This window comes from Chloroflexota bacterium (genome assembly GCA_020850535.1).
GTDB lineage: Bacteria > Chloroflexota > UBA6077 > UBA6077 > JACCZL01 > JADZEM01.
On the sequence record JADZEM010000190.1, the window covers coordinates 13285 to 35723 of the forward strand.

The window sequence follows — 22439 nt, forward strand, 5'->3', positions numbered from 1 at the left end:
GCACGGCCACATGGAGTTTCACCCCCTCACCCCCCGGCCCGCTGCGCGGCGGGGGGTGAGGGGCATTTCGGAGGACACACGCCATGATCGTGGAGCGACGCGAGTTCTTGAAGCACGGGGTCGGGCTGGTGACGGCTGGCCTCGTCGTGCCGTCCTTCCTGGCGGAGACGGCGCGCTTCCTTGACGGGGGCGTCTCGGTCGCCCAGGCAGCTACGCGTGCCGGAGATCCCTCCCGCAAGATCCTGGTCGTCGTGCTGCTGGCCGGCGGCAACGACGGCATCAACACGCTGGTCCCGTACGGCGATCCGCTCTACTACCAGGGCCGCCCCTCCATCGCGGTCCCCCGCGAGCAGGTCTTGAAGCTGGACGACCGCGTTGGGCTGAGCCCGGCGCTCAAGAACCTGAAGGCGCGCTACGACCGGGGCCAGGTCGCCGTGGTGCAGGGCGTCGGCTACCCGAACCCGAACCGGTCCCACTTCCGCGCGATGGACATCTGGCAGACGGCCGTCCCAGACCGCATCGAGCCGACCGGCTGGCTCGGACGCTACCTCCAGACGTGCGGCTGCGGCACCGACAAGCACCTGGAGGGCATCTCCGTCGGCACGACGGTCCAGAAGTCGTTCTGGACCGAGCTGACGCTGGTCCCGGCCATCTCGAACCTCGCGGCGTTCCAGTTCGGCGGGCCGCGCGCCAACCCGGCCGCGCGGTCCTACGAGGTCGAGGCCCTGCGGCGCGCGATCGGCCAGTCACGGGGCCGGCCGGAGGAGGAGTTTCTGCGGCAGGCGACCCAGATCGCCCTGGACGACGCCGACACGCTCGGGCAGGTGGCGCAGGGCTACCAGACCAGTGTGGACTACCCGCAGAGCCCCATCGGCGAGAGCCTCAAGACGATTGCCCAGGTCATCGCGGGGGACGTCGGCACGCGGGTCTTCTTCGCCACGCTGGGCGGCTTCGACACTCACGCCAACCAGAGCGCCACGCAGCAGCGGCTCCTGACCGAGCTTGACGGTTCGATTGAGGCGTTCATGCAGGACGTCGAGCGGCTCCAGCGCCAGGACGACGTGCTGCTGATGACGTTCTCGGAGTTCGGGCGGCGGGTCAACGAGAACGCCAGCAACGGCACCGACCACGGCACCGCCGAGCCGCTGTTCATGGTCGGCGGCGGGGTCAAGGGCGGGCTGCACGGCCGCTACCCGAGCCTCTCGGACCTGGACCGCTTCGACCTGAAGCACACCACCGACTTCCGCACCGTCTACAGCTCGGTGCTCCAGGACTGGCTGAGCGTCGCGCCCGACGCGATCCTGGGCGGGACGTTCGGGAAGCTGCCGGTGGTGGCCTGACAGGCAGGCGCTCCCAGGGGGCTGTGCTGTATACCCAAATCTGTGCCCCAGGCCGGGCGGGTCAGCCGCGCCCGCCGCCCGGCAGCGCCGGCTCCCGCAAGGCTGGCATCACCTCGTCGGCGAACAGGCGCATCGAGCGGCGCGCGCCCTCAGCCGAGATCCCGCCGAAGTTCATCCAGCAGACCAGCTCGCCCACGCCGGCCGCGCGCAGCTCCAGCGCCTTGCGCCGGACCGTCTCCGGCGAGCCGACCAGCAGGCAGGTGTCTACCAGATCCTCCCACCGCAGCGCCGAGACGCGTTCCGCCGAGGCTGCCGCCGCCGCCCGGACCGGCTCGCTCAGGCCACGCAGCCCGTCGGGGCTGATCGAGCGAGCGTAGGCATCCAGGTACCAGCGCTCGGCAGCCTCGGCCTCGGCACGGGCCTGCTCGTCGGTCGGCGCGACGTAGACGTGCTTGGTGACGATCCACCGCGCGAGCAGGCTGGCGATCTGGGCCTCGGTCTGGCCGCCCTGGCGGAGCGCCGTCACGTACGTCTCGCGCTGGCGAAGCACCGGGTCGATCGGCGTGAACAGGCCCGAGCTCATGATGGCGTAGCCGTGCTGGCCGGCCCAGGCCAGGCTCTCAGTGCTGGTCACGGCGAATGCCAGCGGCGGATGGGGGCGGGTGCGCGGCTTCGGGTAGACGGGGATGCCGTCGATCTGCCAGTGCCGCCCCTGGAAGCTGACGCGCTCCTCGGTCCAGGCGCGCAGCAACACCTCGACGCCCTCTTCCATCCGCGTACGGCTCTCGTCCTGCGGGACGCCGTGCCCGAGAAACTCGATGGGGCGGTTGCCGCGCCCCAGCCCGACCACCAGCCGGCCGCCGCTCAGGATGTCCAGGGTGGCCGTCTCCTCGGCCAGCCGCAGCGGATGGTGGAACGGCAGCACGTAGACGGCCATGCCGAGGGTGATCCGCTCGGTACGCGCGGCGACGGACGAGAGCAGGACGCTCGGAGCCGACGACAGGCCGTAGTCCGAGTAGTGGTGCTCGGTGAGCCAGATCGAGTCAAACCCAAGCTGCTCCGAGAGCACCATCTGATCGACTTCCTCGGTCAGGATCGCGTCCGCTGGCCGGTCTGGCGTCGCCTGGACAAAGTAGTAGGTGCCGACACGCATGGTCGAGGATCCTCTCCGCTGGGGATCGCGAGGTGGCCCACGCTGGCTGACCCACGCTGGCCGATCCGGGCGCGCATGCAGGCAGGGCGACCGGCGCCACGTCCATGCTATCGGCTCGTCTGCGCTGCATGCACGAGCCGACGGGCCGATGGCAGGGCGATTGCATGTTGATGTCGTCGTGCCGCCTCGTCGGGGCTTGAAAGCCCCGCCTACAGTCATTCAGTCGCTGCGCGACGCTCCAGTCGCACCAGTGCCTGCCGTTCCCGACGGCCGTCGCGCAGCGACTGAATGCGTGTAGGCGGGGGTTTCAACCCCCGACCGCCCGTTCCATGATGCTTCGGGGACACCAATGAACAGGCAATCGCCCTGGGGCCGATGGACCGACGCACTACACTGGGGTGCGGGTCATGGTGGACGCCGTCTGCGCGGCGCGCCCCCGATCCGAGGTGCGCTGCACGGTCGGCACGGTTTGCAAGGAGGCACGGCATGGCAGCATCGGCGGACACCCGGGGCGCGGCGCTCGACGCGCACGGCGAGCCACAGGCGCGCAATCTGCGGCTCGTCGGCCACTGTCCGATGGACGGGCGCGGCGATGGCATGCACATCAACCTGAAGGATGGGCACGCCTTCTTCGCGCACATGGGCGAGAACGGCATCGGCACCTCCATCGTCGACGTCCGCGATCCGTCGCAGCCGCGCCTCGTGAAGCAGTTGATGGTCCCGCCGGGCGTCCATTCGCACAAGGTCCAGATCGTGGACGACATCCTGCTCATCAACTACGAGCGGATGGGCAAGGGCGACGCCCCCGTCGGGCTCAAAGTCTTCGACGTCTCGACGGTGACCGGGCCGCGCGAGATCGGGTTCCTGCCGATGACGGGCAAGGGCGTCCATCGGATGACCTACTGGGAGCCGCCGTACGCGTACCTCGCCGGCAGCGACGAGGGTTGGACGGACCAGTTCCTGATCGTCGTCGATCTGTCCGATCCGACACAGCCGCGCGAGGTCGGGCGGTGGTGGATGCCGGGCATGCACGCGGCCGGCGGCGAGCAGTTGAACCTGCCCCCGGGCCGCTCGTCGAAGCTGCACCATGCCATCGTGCGGGGGAATCGTGCCTACTGCGGCTGGTGGGACCAGGGGCTGGTGATCCTCGACATCTCGGATGTGACGCGCCCGACGCTGGTGAGCCACCTCGACTTCGGGGCCGACGTGAGCGGCGCGACGCACACGGCGTGCCCGCTCCCGGGCCGCGACATCCTGGTGGTGACGGACGAGTGCGTCCACAACGACTGCCAGGGCGTCCCAAAGCAGGTCCGGGTGGTGGACATCGCCGACGACCGCGCCCCGAAGGTGCTCAGCCTGTTCTCGGTGCCGGACGAGGCCGACTTCTGCTCGCGGGGCGGGCGGTTCGGGCCGCACAACATCCACGAGATGCGCCCGGGCACGCTGAGCGATCCGAACACGATCTACCTGACCTACTTCAACGGCGGGCTGCGCGTCCACGACGTGACGGACCCGGCCGCCCCGCGCGAGATCGCCTACTTCGTGCCCGAAGCGCCGCCCGGACGCACGAGCATCCAGTTCAACGACCTGATCGTGGACCAGGACGGGCTGATCTACGTCAGCGACCGCTACGCGGGAGGGCTCTACATCTTCGAGCTGACGGGCCGCTCGTAAGCAGAAGGCACTCCGGCCCGCACTGAACACGGCGCGTCCGAGTGAGTACGTCGCGGCATTGGCACATGAAGAGGCGGCCCCTTCGATGCAAGGGGCCGCCTCTTCATCATCCTGGCTAGCTGCTGGCCGAGCCTACCGCCGCAGCACCACGAACGTCCAGGTTGCCGAGGCCGGGTTGATCGCGCCCGCCGAGGCGTTCGTCGTCCGCAGCTTGAACGAGCCGTTCGCCACCGTGTGGCAGCCCTGCACCGCGATGCCCGCCTCCAGCGTGGCCGGCGGCGTCGCCAGCACCACGTCCCCGCTCTTGACCAGCGTGCTCGTCACGTCCGTGTCCACGCTCGCCACCGCCGTGTGGTTCGCCGGGTCAACCGTGGCCGTGAAGCTGAACCCGCTCGTGTAGACCGTCCCGCCAAACTCCGCCACTGGCATGGTGTGCCCTCCTTCGTCGGGCGGTCGTGGGCCATGGATCGTGGATGGTAGGGAGGAGCCGAGGGAGATCCCCACCACCCACGATCTACGACCCACGACCGACGCGGCAGCGTCAACTGGCGCTGACGCCGTTCATCCGGGCGATGGCCGAGTCCCGCAGGACCGCCATCCCCACGTACCAGCGAATCCGCACCCGGCTCGCGTCCTTCGTCTCCAGCGGCCCCACGTCAATCGCCTCGACGCCGCCGTTCGTCAGTCCCACCAGTCCATCAGCCGGGCTGAAGTGGATCGCGTAGATCGAGGAGAAGGTGCTGCCCGAGCCGTTGTCAGCTGCCTCCGCGTCGGAGATGAAGTCCGAGACGAGCACCGGGATGCCGTCGTACAGCAACACCTGCCGCCCGAAGCTCGACTCGCCCGTCTCCACGTAGTGCGTCGAGGCCGAGAGCAGGCCCTTCAGCTTACGGCGCGTCCGCTTGCTCATCAGCAGCACGTCCGGCTTGCCGCCCTTGACGAGATCGATCAGTTGGTCGAGCAGCGCCAGCGTCAAGGATCCGCCGGCAGCGGCCGGCGTCAGCACCTGCCCGCTCGAACCGGTGCTCGGGTACAAGACCTTCAAGCCGTCGAAGGCGTTCGGGTCGGCCGTGGCATCGCCCGAGATGACCGTCTGCTCCCACTTGCGGGCCACGTCCTTCGCCTTGAGCATCGTCTGGATGGCGCGCTGGTCGTTGACGTTCGAGCGCGCCCGCTGCACGAAATTGTCCACGTCGGCATCGCCGCCGAGGATCGCCAGGTTCACCGTCTTCTGCGTGAACGTGGCCGCCGCCTCCGACCAGACCCCGTTGACCGGGTAGAACGACGCCCCGCCGAGCGTGTTCTCCTGCGTGAACTTGAAGCTGTTCCCCTCCACCTCCAGGAACGGCATCACCCGCAGCATCGGGCTCTCTTCGAGGATCGTCTCGATCACTCCGCGCTGCACCATATCAGTGGAGAGCTTAGCGCTCTCAGCCAGCAACAGTGGCACGATGGTCCCTCCTTCGTTGTGGGTCGCGGGGCGTGGGTCGTGGATCGTGGGAGGAGTTCGGTGGAAACGTGCGACTCACAGTTGTCGTCCTGAGCGCAGCGAAGGACCTCACCCGCAGACCGTCAACGTTCGCGTCACCACCCGCAGACCGTCAACGTTCGCGTCACCACTCGCTGACCGTCAACGTTCGCGTCACCACTCGCTGACCGTCAACGCTCGCGTCACCACTCGCTGACCGTCAACGTTCGCGTCAGCGGGTGAGGTCCTTCGCTGCGCTCAGGACGACAACTGTGAGTCGCACGTTTCCACCGAACTCCTCCCACGACCCACGCCCCACAACCCACGCCCTACTTCCTCAGGCCCGTCTCGATCAGCGCCAGCGGCGACAGTCCCGCCACCGGCGTTGTGCGCGCAGACGGCGCGCCGGCCGGCACCGACTGCCGCGCCAACGCCGCCCGCGCCGTCTCCAGCGCTCGCGTGTACGCCCCTTTCGCCACGTCCACGCTCGCCAGCAGCGCTTCCTCAGTCTCCCCGCTCACCAGCTCCGGGACGATCTGCCCGGCCTGCTCGGCCAGCAGCGCCCGTCGCAGCGCGGCCAGCCCGGCCGCCTGGGCCGTCGTCAACTCCCCGGCCAGGGCGTCCCGCGCCGAGGTCGCCTCGCCCAACTGCGCCGTCAGGTCCGCCAGCCGACCTGTCGTCTCGGCCAGTTGCCCGGCCGCCCCGTCCCGCTCGACCGTCAGTGTGGAGAGCTGGCCTTCCAGCTCGGCAATCCGCGCCAACGCCTCGTCGATCTCCATGTGTCCTCCAGTTCTCAGTTGTCAGTGGTCAGCCATCAGCAAGCAGTTCTCGGTGCTCAGCGGGCGACAGCGTCTGGCTCGCACTCGTCTCCATCACACACCTCTTCCTCACGGCTGGCAGGCCGAGGGGCGTCACGCGCCTCAATCACCTCGTTCTCGTCCCCGTCACCCGCGCCCCACAGCCGAACACCCAAGTCTCGCCCCCCATGACCCACGATCCACGACCCAAGACCCACGCCCGGGCACATCACTCGCGGGCCACCAGCCGGCGCGGCCTGACCCCGCCACGCCGTCGCCGCGCCCGCTGCTCGAACGCCCCCTGGTAGTGCAGCCGCGCGCTGACCGGATCCGCGCCCCGCTGCCGCTCGAAGCGCTGCCGCTTCGCCTCGTCGGTCGCCACCCACCCGAGCGCCCGCGCGCAAACGTAGGACACCAGGGCATCCTCGTCTTCAGCCAGCAGATCGAGCGCCGACACGTCGTCGGCTGGCACGGTGTACGCGCCCTTGTAGCGGACCTCGATGGTCTCTCCGGTCGCGCCAGGGGCCGGGATCAGCACCAGATCGCCGGCCCACTGCTCCCAGGTCAGTTGGGCCGGCTTCAGGCCCGTCCACCCACCCAGCATCCCCAGGTCCGCCGACGGTGAGATGTCGCCGTCGCGCAGGCCGCCCCGCGCGCGGAACAGGCCGGCCGGATGCTCTACCCGCACGATCTCCAGCACGTCGTTCGGCAGGAGGTAGGTCGGATCGTTCGCCGCCGAGATGGTCTGCCAGGTACGGTCACGCGGAGCCACCCGCGACCACTCGCGAATCCCCTCCCCGATCCACCGATCGAGCAGCCCGTCCGACCACAGCTTCGTCGCGCCGGTGTCGTTCAGCTCATCGCGTACCCTCGTGCGGATGTCCGCGCGGGTCGTCATGGCGCGTCTCCTCTCGCCCCCTCTCCGCGCCGGAGAGAAGGTCGGGGGCTGAGGTCGGATCGTTCGCCCAGGGCTGCGCGGTCGGCCTGGACACGCGCCAGCTCTTCCTCAGGGCTCTCCGTCCCCAGGTCGTCCATCGCCGTGCGGTGGCTGCGTAGCCCGGCTGCCACCAGCCGGACCTGGTTCTGCACCTCGGCCACGTCGTCCTTCGGGAGCATCGGCGGCCAGAGTACCCGCACGCGGTCGTCGTCCGCGCCCCGCTGCGGGCCATCCAGCCGCCCGCTCACGGGCACGCTCGCCGGCGCGGACACGCCCAGCCGGCCCACCCCGAACTGTCGCGCCAGCCGCAGCACCAGCCGCGTGCGCTGCCGAAGCGCCCGCGTCCACCACGCCCGCTTCCGCAGCGTCCGCTGCACGATGGGCCGCAGCTCCGTCTCCAGCGCCACCCCGGAGAGCAGCCGACCGCTGTCCCCGAAGGCGGCTCGCGGCGTCTCCGTCACCTCGTAGAGCGTCCGGTACAGCCGCTCGATGTGCTCGCCAACGGCGACGGCCTGCCCCTGCCACTCCAGCAGCTTGACGTCGGCGTCGGACGGGATGTCCCAGACCGTCCCCGGCCCGACCGCCAGATCCGCGTGATCCGTCACCCCGCGAAAGACGATGGGCGGGTCAGCATGGAAGCGGATCACATCCGCCTGGTCCGAGACCCGCTCATCGATCTCCCGGTTGATCGGGATGACGTCCACCAGGTCGGACTGGCCCCACGACTCGTTCGCCAGCGGCAGGTTCGGCACATGCACGAACGGGATCGCGCCGTACGGGTTCGGCCCCTGCCGCGTGACGGTCCGGCCGACCGTCACCTGCAGCTCGGCCGGCGTCCAGCGCTCCACCACCTCGGCCACGCCATCGGAGCCGCACAGCCCCTCGGCCTCGCTCGCCGTCAGGCCGTACCCGCCAAGCGCAAGGTCTTCCGCAGCCAGGCTGTACGCCACCTCGACGCGCCGCAGCGTGGCCGGATCGTCGCCGGCCCACGTCGCGAAGAACGTCCGAGGGTCCACGCTCAGGATGCGGACACGCTCCGTCGCCGGCTCCCAGACGACCTTGTAGACGCCATCGCCCAGGACCGCCGCATTCTGCGCCACCTGGAGATCGACGCCCTCGACGTCGTTCTGCCAGCCGACGTCGTACAGCAGCTGCTCGGCCGCCTCGGCCCGCCGCCGCTCGCGCGCGCTCGCCTCGTGGGCCGGCAGCACCGAGAACCCGACGCCCCGCCCGAGCAGGTACGCGATCCCCTTGTCCACCACCACGCGCGCGTAGTTGAGCACCAGATTCGAGCGGCCGTTGCGCGCCCGCTCGAAGTGCCGGCCCTCGTAGAACTCCTGATACTGGCGATATCGCCGCAGCCGCGCGCCGGCCACCGACCGCAGCCGGTCCACCGCATCGCCGGCCGGGGTCACCCCCGCCTGGAGCTGGATCACCACGCCACCCACCCCGCAGACCGGTCGGCGCGCAGCTCAGCTGCCGAGAAGGGGGCAGAATGCGCGCTCGACCATCAAGATATAGAACGTATGTTCTCTATCTCAGGCTACTCGCGGGTGGGATCGGCGGCCACACCACGGCCCGCCATGGGGCTGGGTCGTGGGTCGTGGGTCGTGGATCGTGGATCGTGGATCGTGGATCGTGGATCGTGGATCGTGGATCGTGGATCGTGGATCGTGGATCGTGGATCGTGGAAAGGAACTGGCAAATGGGCGATGCGGTTTCAGTGCATCATTGCAAGTTTCCATGTCATCCTGAGCGCAGCGAAGGATGACAATTGCGAGTCGCAGAGTTTCACCGAGAACGCTTCTGGCTCCAGGCGGTTATGTATCAACGGCGCCGTTCTGCCTTCGGCAGCAGCGCCAGGAACCGCGCGATCATCGCGTTGACCTGCTCCGGCACTTCCAGCATGTTGAAGTGACCCGCGCCGACCGTCTGCCCGAGCATCGCCTGCGGGCACAGCTCCTGGAACCGCGCGAGCTCCGGCTTCGGCTTCGCCGCCTGGATGTGCATGACCGGCACCTTGCACGCTTTCGCGGACTCGACCCCGTTGACCAGCCGCAGCTGCTCCCAGGCTGAGGCCATGACGTGTCGCGGTCGGGAGAGCATCGCCTCGGTGATCCAGGCCCGCAGCTCCAGGTCGCTCGCGGGGAGGAACATGCCGTCGATGGCCTCGCGGATCGGCGCGGGATCGGGGTCGTCGCGCATCACCTGGGCCAGGGCGGCTGTCGGATCGGTGCCGGCCGGCGTGGCGATGGTCCGCGTGCCGCCGTCCACCATGATGATGCCGGCCGGCACGTCCGGGTAGTGCGCGGCGATCTCCAGCGCCACCACCGCGCCCATACTGTGCCCGACGATGATCGGCTTCTCGACGCGCAGTTGCCCGCACAGCCAGACCACGTCATCCGCGAAGCCGGCCATCGTGTAGTCCTGGTGCGGCGCATCGCTGACCCCGTGCCCACGCAGGTCTACGGACACCGTCCGATGCCGCGGACTGAACGCCTCGACCTGCCGCGCGAAGTAGCGGTGATCGCACGACCACCCATGCACGAACACCAGCGGCGGGTGGCCCTGCCCCTGCTCCGTGTACGCCAGCCGCACGCCGTCCCGCGAGATCGTCTGCATCGGTCCCCTCCCGCTGGCCGTCACCCCGGCCGGCGCGGGACACTGTGGCTGACGGCCGGCCGGCTGTCAAGCTGAGCGCTCCGACCATCAGGACAATCGCAGATCGCACGAGCCACACCGTCGCTCAGTCCGGCAGACCCGGCAGCAGCGTCAGCTTCGGGCGCCCCGGCGGCGGTGGCGTCGCAGACCCTCGGGCCGCTGGCTTTCGAGCCGCCGGCGCGTCCATCGGCGGGATCGTCGGGGCCGTCCACGGGCCGCGAATCAGCCGCCTTCCGCGCCCGGCCACCGGCTTGCTGGCAGCACGCGCCGGCGCTGTCGGCGAGATGCGCGGCTGCACCATGCCTGACGTCCCCAGCAGCACGCTCCGCGTTTTGATCGTCCCGACCGGGTCCGTCATCCCCAGGTCGATCGCCAGCGCCAGCGGCACGAACGTCGGCCGGCCCTCGCCAGCCGGCGCAGCAGCAACCGTCAGTTCCAGTGGCAGATGTTCAGAGGCCCCCTCACTCCCCAACCCGGTCGGGCCACCTGACCTGCGCGCGGGAGGCACGGAACGGACGGTCGCAACCCCCCTCTCCCCCTGAGGGAGAGGGGTCGGGGGCGGCGTCCCTGGCGGCGGCCCAGGCGGCATCCCTGTCGCAACTCCCCTCTCTCCTTGAGGGAGAGGGGTCGGAGGCGGCGTCCCTGTCGCAACTCCCCTCTCCCCTTGAGGGAGAGGGGTCGGGGGTGAGGGGAAATGCACCGGCGTCTCGCGGCCCGCCCGGTACTGCCCGAACCCGCTCAGCACCGATTCCAGCACTGGCAGCATCCCTGTCGCCCGTTTCGCGCGGATGATCGCGTCCCACATCGGCTCCAACTTCTTCCAGCCGCCCGCGTACGCTACGTGCCGCGCCCGGTCCAGCCAGCGATCCTTCGTGGCCGCCCCCCGGAAGATCGAGCCCCAACGGTAGAAGTCGCGGTAGGCCCGCCAGTACCCCGCCTCCAGCTCCTCAGGCGTCAGGCGGGCCGGCCGGTACACCACGTGGCGCGTGTCGTACCGGTCCCAGTTCTCGGAGGTGATCCGTCCCTCGGCCTGCATCCGCCTGTGCAGGCCCGTGCCGGGGTACGGCGTCAGGATGTGGAAGGTCGCCGTCTCGATGCCCTGCCCGATGGCCCAGTCAACCGTCCGCTCGAACACCGACGGGTCGTCGCCGTCCATCCCGAACACGAAGCTGCCGTTGACCATCACCCCCAGGTCGTGCAGCCGCCGGATCGCCGCCGAGTAGTCGCGATCCAGGTTCTGATACTTATGGTGCTCCTGGAGGTTGGCCGGGCTGAGCGTCTCAAACCCGACGAACAGGCTCCGCAGCCCACACGCGACAGCCTTCTCCAGCAGGTCTGGCTGCAACACCGACTTGACGGTCCCGGCCGCCTGCCACAGCCTGCCCATCCCCTTCATGCCCTCGAACAGGGCGGCTGCAAACCGAGGATGGCCGAAGAGATGATCGTCCAGGAAGTACAGGTGCTTGCCCGGCAGCCGGTCGATCTCCGCCAGGGCGTCGTCCACGGCCAGCGTGTAGAACGACGTGCCCCCCTCGAAGAAGGCCTCCTTGTAGCAGAAGTCGCAGGCGTGCGGGCACCCTCTGGAGACCACAATCGAGTTCGGCACCAGATAGAGATGTCGCTTGATCAGGTCGCGGCGAAACGGCGGCGCGCCGATCAGCGTCCGCACCGTAGACTGGTACCGTGGCCCCGGCCGCCCTGCCCGATAGTCGGCCAGGAACTGCGGCCAGGTGTCCTCGCCCGGGCCGAGGAAGATCGTGTCGGCGTGAGCGGCCGCCTCGTCGGGCAGCGACGTGACGTGCAACCCTCCCAGGCAGACGTACGCCCCGCGCGCCCGGTAGTGATCCGCCAGTTGATACGAGCGGTACGCCGAGGTGATGTACACCTGGATCACCACAAGGTCTGGCGAGTCGTCCAGGTCGAGCGTCTCGACGTGCTCATCCTGCAACCTGATCTCGTCGTCTGGGCCAAAGTACGCCGCAAGCTGCGCCAGCCCCAGCGGCGGGAACAGCGAGTACTTGATCGGCCGGAAGAACGGGCTCCTGGCCTCGGTCAGCGCGGGTAGGATCATCTTCACGCGCACCCGGTTACGCTCCTGGCGAGATCTGGGGGCGGCTGAGTGTCTTGCCCTGCCGGCCTCCCTCATCCCAGCCTACGCAGGCGCATCCTCCTGCCTCGACGTTCTGAGGGCCGATCTCCACGCACCTGAGTGCTTGACGGCGTATCCTGTTCGAGAGTGATGGGTTCTGGGTGTCAGGTTTCGGGGGAAGAGAGCAGCCCAAGCTGTCATGCATCATTGGGCAAAGGTGGGAGAAGCACGGTGCTGAGGCTGCTGCTCGTCGAGGACAACGCCCGCCTGCGGCCAGCCCTGGCAGCCGGCCTCGCGGCCACGGGCGCCATCACCGTCGTCGGCCAGACTGCCAGCGGCGAGGACGCCCTCGATCTCGGGCTGGAGACCCGCCCAGACGCCGTGCTGATGGACGTGCAGTTGGCCGGCCCGACCGACGGCATCGCCGCCGCCATGGCCCTGCGCCGCGAGCTGCCGCGCCTGCCCGTCATCTTCTACTCGATCCAGGATGACGACGCCTACTTCCGGGCGTTCCGGCGGGCGGGCATCCTCACCCACTACGCCTACATCCGCAAGTCCAACTACCTGCTGCCCGAGATGCTCCTGCCCCTGCTGCACGACGCCGTCGCCGGCCTCGGCTTCGTGGACCCCGAGATCGCGACCCGCGTCGAAGAGGTCCAGCGCAAAGATGCCGGCGACCCCCTCGCGTTGCTGGAGCCAAACGAGCAGACGGTCGCCCGGCTGCTGGCGCAGGGCCTCAGCAACGAGCAGATCGCCGCGCGCCTCGGCTTCCGCGACAAGCGCACCATCAGCCGCACCAACGGCCAGATCTACGCCGCCTGGGGCCTCGCCGAGAGCACCACCGACGAGAAGATCGCCCGCGCCCGCGCCATCATCATCATGCAGGCTGGCCGGCTGCTGCGCTGGGACGACGCCGGCCAGACCTACGCGCTGGACGAGCGTGGCGAGTGGCAACCTCGTGAGTAGCTGACCGCTACCATCTCCCCATGCTTTCCGGCATCCCGCAGGCAGATCCGCTGCTGGCCGGCCTCAGCTGGGCCGCCCGCGCCCTGGCGTTCTTCAACGTCCTGGTGCTCCTCTGGCTCGGCCTGACCGTCCTCCTCAACGCCGAGCGCCGCCCGCCCGGCGCCTGGCTGGCCGGCGGCGGCCTCCTGCTCGGCGGCGTCTGCTCCATCCTCCGCGCCGCCGCCCAGGCCACGCTTCCCGGCGAATCCCTCCTGGCAGACCCCGTCGCCGCTGTACCGCCAGACCTCTGGTGGCGTCTGAGCTGGCTGCCGTTCGCGGGGGCGGCCTACCTCTGGTCGGTCGTGCTCTCCTGGTACGCTGGCCGCCTCCACCGAGATCGCGACCGCCTCAGCGTCGCTGGTCTGTCCCTGCTCGGCCTCTGGACCCTCCTGCAACTGGTGACCGCGCGGCCGGCGGACGCCAGCCTTGCCACCGCCCTGCCCATCGGCGGGCTGTCCGTCCCGTCCGCGCCCGGCGATGGGTATATCGCCCTGGCCGCCTACCTGACGTTCAGCGGACTCTGCATCCTGTACGGCTTGCGCGCGCTCTACCGCCCCCTCAGCCGAGACCGTTTCATGGGCGAGCTTGCCGCCCGCCGCGCGCGCCCCTGGCTCACCATGACCTCGCTGGTGGCGTTCGCCCTGAGCGTGGTCGTGGGGATCGGCGTGGCCGGCGTCCCCCTGCTCACCCCGCTGCTGGTGGACCTCCTCGGCGGGCTGCTGCTGGCCGCGCACGTCGCGCTCATGGGACAGGCCATCGTCTCCTACGAAGTGTTCACCGGCAAGGTGCTGCCCCGGCGTGGACTGGCTCGCTACTGGCGCAGCGCCCTGATCCTGGCGGGCGGCTTCGGCGGCGTGATGGCGGTCAGCCTCGGCCTGCCGCTCGACCAGTCGTACCGGCTCACCCTGGCGCTCGTGGTCGTGGCCGTGTTCTACGCCCTCCTGAGCTGGCGGTCGTTCGTGGAACGTGAGCGCAGCCTGGAGCAGCTCCGGCCGTTCGTCGCCAGCGAGCACCTGCTCGCAGACCTCGTGGCCCCCGCATCCGGCCCCCGCTCCCCCTGGGAGCAGGCAGAGGTGAGGTCTCCGCCGGCGACGAACGAGAGAGCTGGGATGAGAGAACGGGCGGCGCGAGAGGCCGCGCGCCCCGATCCATTCGTCGCCCTCTGCAACGATCTCCTCGGCGCGCGCGTCGGCTACCTCGTCCCGCTTGGCCCCCAGGCCGAGCTGGCCGGCGGCCCGATCAGCGCCCCACCATCCGCACCCCCTCCAGACGCACGCCTGCTCGCGAAGCTGGCTGCCCAGATCGCCGTCGGCCGGCCGCTCTGCCTGCCGATCGATCCAGCCCAGCACAACGGCGCAGCCTGGGCCGTCGCCCTCTGGAGCGAGCGCGGCCTTGTCGGCCTGCTCCTGCTCGGCGAGAAGCAAGACGGCAGCCTCTACACCCAGGAAGAGCTGGAGATCGCCCGCGCGGCCGGCGAGCGACTGCTAGACGCTCGCGCCGCCCGCGAGCTTGCCCGCCGCCTGCTCCTCGTGCAGCGCACCCGCCTCGCCGACGACTATCTCCAGGACGTCCGCGTCCGCCGCGCCCTCCACGACGACGTGCTGCCACTGCTGCACACCGCCCTGCTGACGCTGAGCGCCCAGCCGGCCAGCGCACCAACGCCAGACGCCGTCGAGTCCCCGGCCGCCCTCCTGGTGGACGCCCACCGGCGCATCGCCGCGCTCCTGGCCGAGCTGCCGCCGGTCCTCGCCCTTGATGCGACGCGAGGCGGCCTGCTCGGAGCGCTGCGCCGACTGGTCGCCGACCACGGCGCGGCGCTCGACGGCGTCGAGTGGCAGCTTGACCCCGCCGGCGAGGCCGCCCTCGCCACCCTGCCCCCGCTCACCGCCGAGGTCGTGTTCGGGGCCGTCCGCGAGGCGATCCGGAACGCCGTCCGCCACGGACGCGCCGGAGCGGTCGCCCGACCGCTGCACGTCTGGATCGCCGTCCAGCATGCGCCGCCAGACCTCCTGATCCGGATCCAGGATGACGGCGTCGGCGTCGCGCCGGATGGTCCGCCCCTCGCCGCACCCAATCTCGCCGCCACGGCCGGCAGCGGCCAGGGGCTGCTGCTGCACAGCACCCTGGTCACCGTCCTCGGCGGCTCCCTGACCGTCGAGAGTGGCCCCGGCCAGGGCGCGCGCGTCACCATCCGGATGCCGGCCACTCCGTCAGCACCCACCGCAGCCGACTGATCGTCCTCCGGTCCTGGCAAGCAGGTTACGCCGCCATGCCGGCGAGCATGCTTCCTGACAACTGCCCGATCCTGAGCACACCCGACGACGCATCGTCCCGACGTTCTCGATATACTGGCCGGCAGGCCAGGCTGGGGTGCCGGATGTATCTTGCCGGCGCTCAGCCACCTCACCCCCCTTTCCCACACCTGAGGAGGTGCGATATGGATTCCGGTGGTGGATTCCCGGACACGTCGCGTGCAGCGCGGCGCGTCACGTCCCGCCGCTCGCTGCTGAAGGGACTGACGGCGCTGATGGCTGTCGGCGCGGTGGCCCCATTGGCGGCAGCCTGCGGCCAGCCAGCCGCTCCGGCCAAGCCCGCCGAGACCAAGCCAGCCGCTCCCGCCGCCACGACGGCTCCAGCCGCCCCGGCCGCGGCTGCGCCCACGGCAGCGCCCAAGACGGAGGCCAAGCCAGCCGAGTCCAAGCCGACCGCCGCTGCTGCGCCGGCCAAGCCGGCCGCCGGCGAGCCGAAGAAGGGCGGCACCCTCAAGTGGGCCATCATCGGCGAGCCGCCAGCCCTCGACGTGCAGTTCACCACCGCCACCGTGACGGCCAACATCGGCTGGCACATCTGGGAAGGCCTGTTCACCGTGAACGCGGCCCAGGCGCCCAAGATGGACCTGCTTGAGAAGTATGAGGGCAGCACCGACGGCAAGAAGGTCACCATGACGTTGCGGAAGGGCGTCCCTTTCCACAACGACAAGGAGATGACCTCGGCGGATGCCGTCGCCTCGCTCAAGCGGTACGGCGAGATCACGGCGCGCGGCAAGGGCATCTTCGCCGTGATGGAGTCCATCGACGCGCCGGACAAGTACACCGTCACCATGAGCTTCAAGGAACCCCGCGCGACGATCCTCCCGATCTTCCTCTCGCGGCCCGAAGCCCTCATCATGCCCGCCGAGATCGCCCAGAAGGCCGGCAAGGACAAGGCGACCGAGTTCATCGGCACCGGCCCGTACAAGTTCGTCGAGCACCAGCCGGATCGCCATGTGAAGATCGGCCGGTTCGACAAGTACGCCGCCCGTGACGAGAAGGCCGACGGCCCGTCGGGCAAGAAGGTCGCCTACCTCGACGAGATCCAGTTCATCCCCGTGCCCGAGGAGTCCGTCCGCGCGGACGGCGTCGGCACCGGCGAGTACCACTACGGCGATTCGCTGGCCCCCGACAGCTACGCCCGCCTCAAGGGCGTCCCGAACGTCGAGGCCGACATCGGCAAGCCGTACTACTGGGCTGCCGCCTTCTTCAACAAGAAGGAAGGCGTCTTCTCCAACGTCAAGCTGCGCCAGGCGCTCCAGTGGGCCGTCTCGGTCGAGCCAGTCGCCGCCGCCGCCTTCGGCATCCCCGAGTTCTACCGCATCGATCCGAGCATGGCCGCGCCGGAGACGCCCTGGTTCTCGGACGTCGGCAAGGACGTCTGGAACAAGCCCGATCTGGAAAAGGCGAAGGCGCTCATCAAGGAAGCTGGCTACGACGGCACGCCGATCCGCTGGCTCTCCACGAAAGAGTACTTCTACAACTACAACGCGGCCGTGGTCTACAAGCAGCAGCTTGAGGCCGTCGGCTTCAAGGTCGATCTCCAGGTGATGGACTGGGCCACCCTGATCAAGCGCCGCTCCGATCCGAAGGAGTACGACGTCTTCATCACCGGCACCAGCTCCTACACCCACCCGATCTTGCAGAACATCTTCGGCGAAGGCTGGCCGGGCTGGTGGGCCCTGCCGGAGAAGAACGAAGTCGCCGCCAGGGTCATGACGGAGACCGATCCGAAGAAGCAGCAGGAGCTGATCGTCAAGCTCCAGGAACTGGTCTACCAGGACGTCCCCTGCCACAAGTACGGCGAGTACTTCGGCCTGCGCGCCCGCTCCACCAAACTGCAGGGCACCATCAATCCGCCAGATCCATTCATGTGGAACGCCTGGCTGAGCTGACCGTAGGAGCGCTCACCAAACGTTCTCGAACCGCGACAGGCCCCCGGAATCATTCCGGGGGCCTGTCTTGTTGTTCAGCATGATGAAACGATGCAGCAAGCTGGCCCGTACATCTTGTGCAATTCAGGGCTGTACGCAGCGGAAACGCGCTGATATACTCGCCGCCACATCTCGGGGCCGGCTGTCGGTTGCCGGCGCTGGGAAGGTCGACACGAAGGAGGTCCGTCATGGAGTCGTCCTCTGGCTTCAGCGAGGCCACCCCGCACGCTGTGCGTCGGGTGACATCGCGCCGTTCGCTCCTCAAGGGGCTCACTGCGCTGATGGCGGTGGGCGCCGTTGCGCCGTTAGCCGCCGCCTGCGGCCAGCAAGCGCCGGCGGCCAAGCCTGCCGAGAGCAAGCCGGCCGAGACCAAGCCGGCCGCGCCAGCCGCCACGACCGCCCCAGCCGCCCCGGCAGCCGCTGCCCCAACGGCCGCCCCGAAGACCGAAGCGAAGCCCGCCGAGGCCGCCAAGCCCGCCGAGGCTGCGAAGCCGGCAGCCGCCGCCGCCAAGCCAGCCGGCGAGCCGAAGAAGGGTGGCACCCTCAAGTGGGCCGTCATCGGCGAGCCGCCGGCCCTCGACCCCGTCTTCACCACCGCGACCGTCACGGCCAACTTCGGCTGGCACGTCTTCGAGGGGCTGTTCACCCGCGACTCGAAGAACGGCCCCAAGATGGACCTGCTTGAGAAGTACGAGCCGAGCAGCGACGGCAAGAAGGTCACCATGACGCTGCGGAAGGGCGTGCTCTTCCACAACGACAAGGAGCTGACCTCCGCCGACGTCGAAGCCTCGCTCAAGCGCTACGCCGACATCCAGGCGTCTGGCAAGCTGGTCTTCTCCTCGCTCGACACCATGACCGTCCCCGACAAGTACACCGTCGAATTGAGCTTCAAGGAGCCGCGCGCGGGCATCCTGCCGGTCTTCCTCTCGCGCATCGCGGCGGCCGTCATGCCCGCCGAAGACGTCGCGAAGTACGGGAAGGAGAAGAACACCGCGCCCATCGGCACCGGGCCGTACAAGTTCGTCGAGCACCTGCCAGACCGGATGGTCCGCATGCAGCGGTTCGACAAGTACGTCGCCCGTGAGGATCCCGCCGACGGCCCGGCCGGCAAGAAGGTCGCCTACATCGACGAGATCCAGTACATCCCCGTCCCCGAAGAGTCCGTCCGCGCGGACGGCGTCGGCACCGGCGAGTACCACTACGGCGACTCGCTCGCTCCCGACAGCTACGCCCGCGTCAAGGGCGTCCCGAACGTCGAGGCCGACATCGGCAAGCCGTACTACTGGGCCGTCGCCCACATGAACAAGAAGGAAGGCCTCTTCACCAACGTGAAGCTGCGACAGGCCGTCCTCGCGGCCATCAAGATCGAGCCCATCGCCGCCGCCGCGTTCGGCGTGCCGGAGTTCTATCGCATCGATCCCGGCATCGCCGCCCCCGAGACTCCCTGGTTCACGGACGAGGGCAAAGAGCTCTTCAACAAGGCCGACGCCGAGAAGGCCAAAGCCCTCCTCAAGGAAGCCAACTACGACGGCACGCCGATCCGTTGGATGTCCACCAAGGAGTACTTCTACAACTACAACGCTGGCGTCGTCTTCAAGCAACAGCTGGAGGCGGTCGGCTTCAAGGTCGATCTCCAGGTGATGGACTGGGCCACCCTGGTCAAGCGGCGCTCGGACTCCAAGGAGTACGACATCTTCGTGACGGCCCACGAGTCGTACGCCCACCCGGTCCTGCAGCCCTTCATGGGCGACATCTGGCCGGGCTGGTGGACCCTCCCCGCCAAGAACGAGCTCGCGGCCAAGATCATGGCCGAGACCGACACCGCCAGGCAGATGGACCAGATCAAGCAGTTGCAGAAGCTCTTCTACGAAGACGTCCCCGGCGTCAAGTACGGCGAGTACTTCGTGCTCCGCGCGCGCTCCAGCAAGGTCAAGGGCACCATCAATCCCTCCGACCCGTACTTCTGGAACGCCTGGATCGAGTAGCCGTCGACTACCCCTCACCCCCATCCCCTCTCCCCCAAGGGGAGAGGGGAGACGCATGCAGGCGGCGTCTTGCTCCCCTCTCCCGCGCACAGGGACGTCGGCGTGGCCGATGTTCGCGCCGCGCAGCGGAGGGGGCTGGGGGGGTGAGGGCTACTTCATGCTTGTGCTCCGTGCACGAACTTCGCCGCGCACCCCTGGGCACAGACACCGCGTCTGTGCCGCGGGGGGCGCGGTATACTCCCCCAACCTCGGCATCGTCGCCGAATTTCCTGCCCCGGCGGCGCAGTTTGGGCAATCTGCCGTACACTGCGCTCCCCCGGATCCCCCTTGGGTAGGCGTCCGTGTTCCGATATGTGATTCGGCGCATCCTCTCTGCCGTCCCCGTCATGCTCGTCGTCACAGCGGCGGTCTTCACCCTGCTGTATCTCACCCCCGGCGACCCTGCCGGCGTGATCCTCGGCCCAGACGCCACGCCCGAGCGCATCGCTGAGCTACGCGGCCGGCTCGGCCTGGACGATCCGTTCTACGTCCAGATGCTGCGCTGGTACGGCAAGCTCTTCCAGGGTGATCTCGGGAACTCCCTGTTCCTGAATCAGCCCGTGGCCCGCGCCATCATGGACCGCGCCGAGCCAACCCTGTTGCTGACGACGCTGGCCCTGTTGGTGGCCCTGCTCATCGGCCTGCCAACGGGGATCATCGCCGCGCTCGGCCGGGGCCGCGCCGTCGATACCCTCGTGATGCTCGTCGCCATCGTCGGCGTCTCCATGCCGACCTTCTGGCTCGGCCTCAACCTGATCTACGTCTTCGCTGTCTCGCTGCGCTGGCTGCCGCTGGCGGGCTACCAGGGGCTGGATCAGGGTCCGCAGGAGACGATCCGCTACCTGATCATGCCGGCCGTCACGCTGGGGCTGGCCCAGGGGGCGCTGCTCGCCCGCATGACCCGTTCGATGATGCTGGAGACCCTCGGCGAGGATTACGTGCGGACCGCCCGCGCCAAGGGCCTCAACAAGCCGGCCGTCGTCATCAAGCACGCCCTCCGCAACGCCATGATCCCCCTCGTCACCGTCATCGGCCTGAGCTTCGCCGTCCTGATGGGCGGCGCCGTCATCACCGAGCAGGTCTTCAACATCCCGGGCGTCGGGCGGCTGCTGATCCAGGCCATTGGCCGACGGGACTATCCGCTCGTGCAGGGGATCGTGCTGATCATCGCGCTCATGTACGTCATGATCAACCTGCTGGTCGACATCCTCTACGGCGTGCTCGATCCGCGCCTGCGGCAGACCAGGGCGTGAGGCGGATCGTGATGGATGCAACGCAGACAGAGAGCAGGGCGTAACCGATGGCGCAAGCACAGACATCATCCCAGGCTGGCGTGGCAACGGAGCCGCCTTCGCCCACGGAGACGCCCGTCACCACCGCCGGGCGGGTTCGCCGCAAGCAGACCTTCCTCACCCGGTTCCTGCGCCATCGGAGCGGGGTGATCGGCGCCGGCATCCTGATCGTCGTGGCGGTCGTGGCCGTCCTCGCGCAGTTCGGCCTGCTCATGAACCACGATCCGACGCTCGCCACGCCGCAGGCCCGCTTCCAGGCCCCGATGGCCCAGGCAGCAGCGCCGGCCACTGGCGCCTACATCCTCGGCACCGACAACCTCGGACGGGACATCTACAGCCGCGTCATCAAAGGCAGCCAGGTCTCGCTGCTGGTGGGTCTCGGCGTCTCCCTGGCCACCGTCCTGGCCGGCACGTTCATCGGCTTGCTGGCTGGCTTCTTCAAGAAGCTTGACAGCCCGCTGATGCGCCTGATGGACAGCATGATGGCGTTTCCGGGCGTCATCCTGGCCCTGGCCATCATGTCCGTGCGCGGCCCGAGCGTCGGCAACGTGATCCTGGCGCTCAGCATCGTCTACACGCCGCGCTTCGCCCGCGTGGTGCGGAGCGTCGTGCTGACGATCCGCGAGCTGCAGTACATCGAGGCGGCGCACGCCCTCGGGATCGGCAATGCCCGCATCATGCTGCGGCACATCCTCCCGAACTGCCTCTCGCCGATGATCGTGCAGTCCACCTTCGTCTTCGCAGACGCCGTGCTCGGCGAAGCGGGCCTCAGCTTCCTGGGCGTCGGCACCCCGCCGGACATCCCGTCCTGGGGCCAGATGCTTGGCGACGCCCGCAACTTCCTGGCTCAGGCCCCCTGGACGATGGTCGCGCCGGGCGCGGCGCTGATGGTGACCGTCTTCGGCCTGAACACCCTCGGCGACGGCATCCGCGACATCCTGGACCCGCGCCTGCGCCGCGAAACGTAGTCTGGATCGTGAGCCGTGGGTCGTGGAGTTTTGCCCCCGCGACCCACGATCTACGACCCAGGCCCCCCGTTCCAGCTCCAGCCCACCAGCCGCGTCGGGGCGATTCGCAGCAGCGGCAGCTCTTCCAGCGCCATAGCCCGGTACTGCCGGTAGCGCACCCGCAGCGCCGCCAGTGCGCGCGTGCGCTCGTCGGCATCCTCCACCAGGCCCGCCACGCCCCGCACCTGGAGCCAGGCTAACCGCGTCCAGTCCTCATCCTCGTAGTGATCGACGACCAGGCAGACGCGCGGGTTGGCGAGGATGTTCCGGACGCGCCGCAGGTCGCGAGGATCGCCCGACTTCGGCTTCTCGTCAATCGGCGTGTAGATGACGCCGTCCAGCAGGGCGTAGCAGATCGGCACCGCGTGCGGCTGGCCGTTCGGATCGACGGTCGCGAACCGGCCGGCGCGCTGCCGTTCGAGAAACGCCGCCTGCGCCTCGGAGATCATGTCTTCACGTCCCCCTCGTGCGTGACTCGTGTCCACCACGGTCAGTTGATGATGCACAGAGCACCCTCGTGGTCAGAGGCGCAACCGTCACAGAAGACGTGACGTCAGCGCTGCCACACGCCCCACACGGTGCGGACCGCCTCCTATCGTAGTGTGCGGCGCTTCGTCATGGCTTCCGCATGACAGGTGACCATTGCCCTGCCCCGCGACGGAGCGCATAGTTCTTGCAGAAGGCCTGAACGCCACCCGCCGTCCGCATACCCGCGGCGACGATGGCTGCACGATCGGGAGACCGGATCG

17 protein-coding genes are annotated in these 22439 nt (G+C 69.1%); 8 read left to right on the plus strand and 9 right to left on the minus strand.

The annotated features are described in order from the left end of the window. The first annotated feature begins 83 nt into the window (after positions 1–83). Positions 84–1340 (plus strand): DUF1501 domain-containing protein, encoded by a 1257-nt coding sequence (locus IT306_27410; GenBank protein ID MCC7372173.1) that lies wholly within the window; start codon positions 84–86, stop codon positions 1338–1340. 61 nt (positions 1341–1401) lie between these two features. On the opposite strand, the gene IT306_27415 is transcribed toward IT306_27410, so the two are convergent. Next, positions 1402–2493 (minus strand): LLM class flavin-dependent oxidoreductase, encoded by a 1092-nt coding sequence (locus IT306_27415; GenBank protein MCC7372174.1) that lies wholly within the window; start codon positions 2491–2493, stop codon positions 1402–1404. A 486-nt stretch (positions 2494–2979) separates the two neighbouring features. On the opposite strand from IT306_27415, the gene IT306_27420 reads away from it, so the two are divergent. Next, on the plus strand, positions 2980–4167 hold the full coding sequence (locus IT306_27420) for a hypothetical protein (protein MCC7372175.1): 1188 nt from the start codon (positions 2980–2982) through the stop codon (positions 4165–4167). Positions 4168–4299: 132 nt separating this feature from the next. Here the strand turns inward: IT306_27420 and IT306_27425 are convergent, their stop codons facing one another. The 7 genes from IT306_27425 to IT306_27455 form a co-directional block, all read right to left on the minus strand. Then, positions 4300–4596 (minus strand): hypothetical protein, encoded by a 297-nt coding sequence (locus tag IT306_27425; GenBank protein MCC7372176.1) that lies wholly within the window; start codon positions 4594–4596, stop codon positions 4300–4302. A 112-nt stretch (positions 4597–4708) separates the two neighbouring features. Further along, on the minus strand, positions 4709–5575 hold the full coding sequence (locus tag IT306_27430; protein ID MCC7372177.1) for a phage major capsid protein: 867 nt from the start codon (positions 5573–5575) through the stop codon (positions 4709–4711). Between the two features lie 389 nt (positions 5576–5964). Then, positions 5965–6414 carry a hypothetical protein gene (locus tag IT306_27435; GenBank protein MCC7372178.1) on the minus strand — a complete coding sequence of 150 codons (450 nt, stop codon included), beginning with the start codon at positions 6412–6414 and terminating at the stop codon, positions 5965–5967. A 247-nt stretch (positions 6415–6661) separates the two neighbouring features. Beyond that, a complete protein-coding gene (locus tag IT306_27440; protein ID MCC7372179.1) occupies positions 6662–7330 on the minus strand; it encodes a hypothetical protein in 669 nt (222 codons plus the stop codon). Then, positions 7327–8808 (minus strand): phage portal protein, encoded by a 1482-nt coding sequence (locus IT306_27445; GenBank protein ID MCC7372180.1) that lies wholly within the window; start codon positions 8806–8808, stop codon positions 7327–7329. Before IT306_27445 ends, IT306_27440 begins: the two co-directional genes overlap by 4 nt. Positions 8809–9196: 388 nt before the next feature. Beyond that, the gene (locus tag IT306_27450; protein ID MCC7372181.1) at positions 9197–9991 is read right to left on the minus strand and encodes an alpha/beta hydrolase; all 795 of its coding nucleotides are present in this window, start codon (positions 9989–9991) and stop codon (positions 9197–9199) included. A 124-nt stretch (positions 9992–10115) separates the two neighbouring features. Then, on the minus strand, positions 10116–12113 hold the full coding sequence (locus IT306_27455) for a B12-binding domain-containing radical SAM protein (protein MCC7372182.1): 1998 nt from the start codon (positions 12111–12113) through the stop codon (positions 10116–10118). 156 nt (positions 12114–12269) lie between these two features. On the opposite strand from IT306_27455, the gene IT306_27460 reads away from it, so the two are divergent. From IT306_27460 to IT306_27485, 6 genes are all read left to right on the plus strand, one after another. Then, positions 12270–13085 carry a response regulator transcription factor gene (locus IT306_27460; protein MCC7372183.1) on the plus strand — a complete coding sequence of 272 codons (816 nt, stop codon included), beginning with the start codon at positions 12270–12272 and terminating at the stop codon, positions 13083–13085. A 20-nt stretch (positions 13086–13105) separates the two neighbouring features. Further along, positions 13106–15358 carry an ATP-binding protein gene (locus IT306_27465; protein MCC7372184.1) on the plus strand — a complete coding sequence of 751 codons (2253 nt, stop codon included), beginning with the start codon at positions 13106–13108 and terminating at the stop codon, positions 15356–15358. Between the two features lie 203 nt (positions 15359–15561). Further along, entirely contained in the window at positions 15562–17328 is a 1767-nt protein-coding gene (locus IT306_27470) for an ABC transporter substrate-binding protein (GenBank protein ID MCC7372185.1), read from the plus strand. Positions 17329–17555: 227 nt separating this feature from the next. Continuing rightward, positions 17556–19352 (plus strand): ABC transporter substrate-binding protein, encoded by a 1797-nt coding sequence (locus IT306_27475; protein MCC7372186.1) that lies wholly within the window; start codon positions 17556–17558, stop codon positions 19350–19352. Positions 19353–19693: 341 nt separating this feature from the next. Continuing rightward, on the plus strand, positions 19694–20644 hold the full coding sequence (locus IT306_27480; GenBank protein ID MCC7372187.1) for an ABC transporter permease: 951 nt from the start codon (positions 19694–19696) through the stop codon (positions 20642–20644). Positions 20645–20691: 47 nt separating this feature from the next. Beyond that, on the plus strand, positions 20692–21651 hold the full coding sequence (locus IT306_27485) for an ABC transporter permease (protein ID MCC7372188.1): 960 nt from the start codon (positions 20692–20694) through the stop codon (positions 21649–21651). Positions 21652–21701: 50 nt separating this feature from the next. Here the strand turns inward: IT306_27485 and IT306_27490 are convergent, their stop codons facing one another. Continuing rightward, positions 21702–22136: a TIGR03668 family PPOX class F420-dependent oxidoreductase gene (locus IT306_27490; protein MCC7372189.1), complete on the minus strand. Its 435-nt coding sequence runs from the start codon at positions 22134–22136 to the stop codon at positions 21702–21704. Positions 22137–22439: the final 303 nt, after the last annotated feature.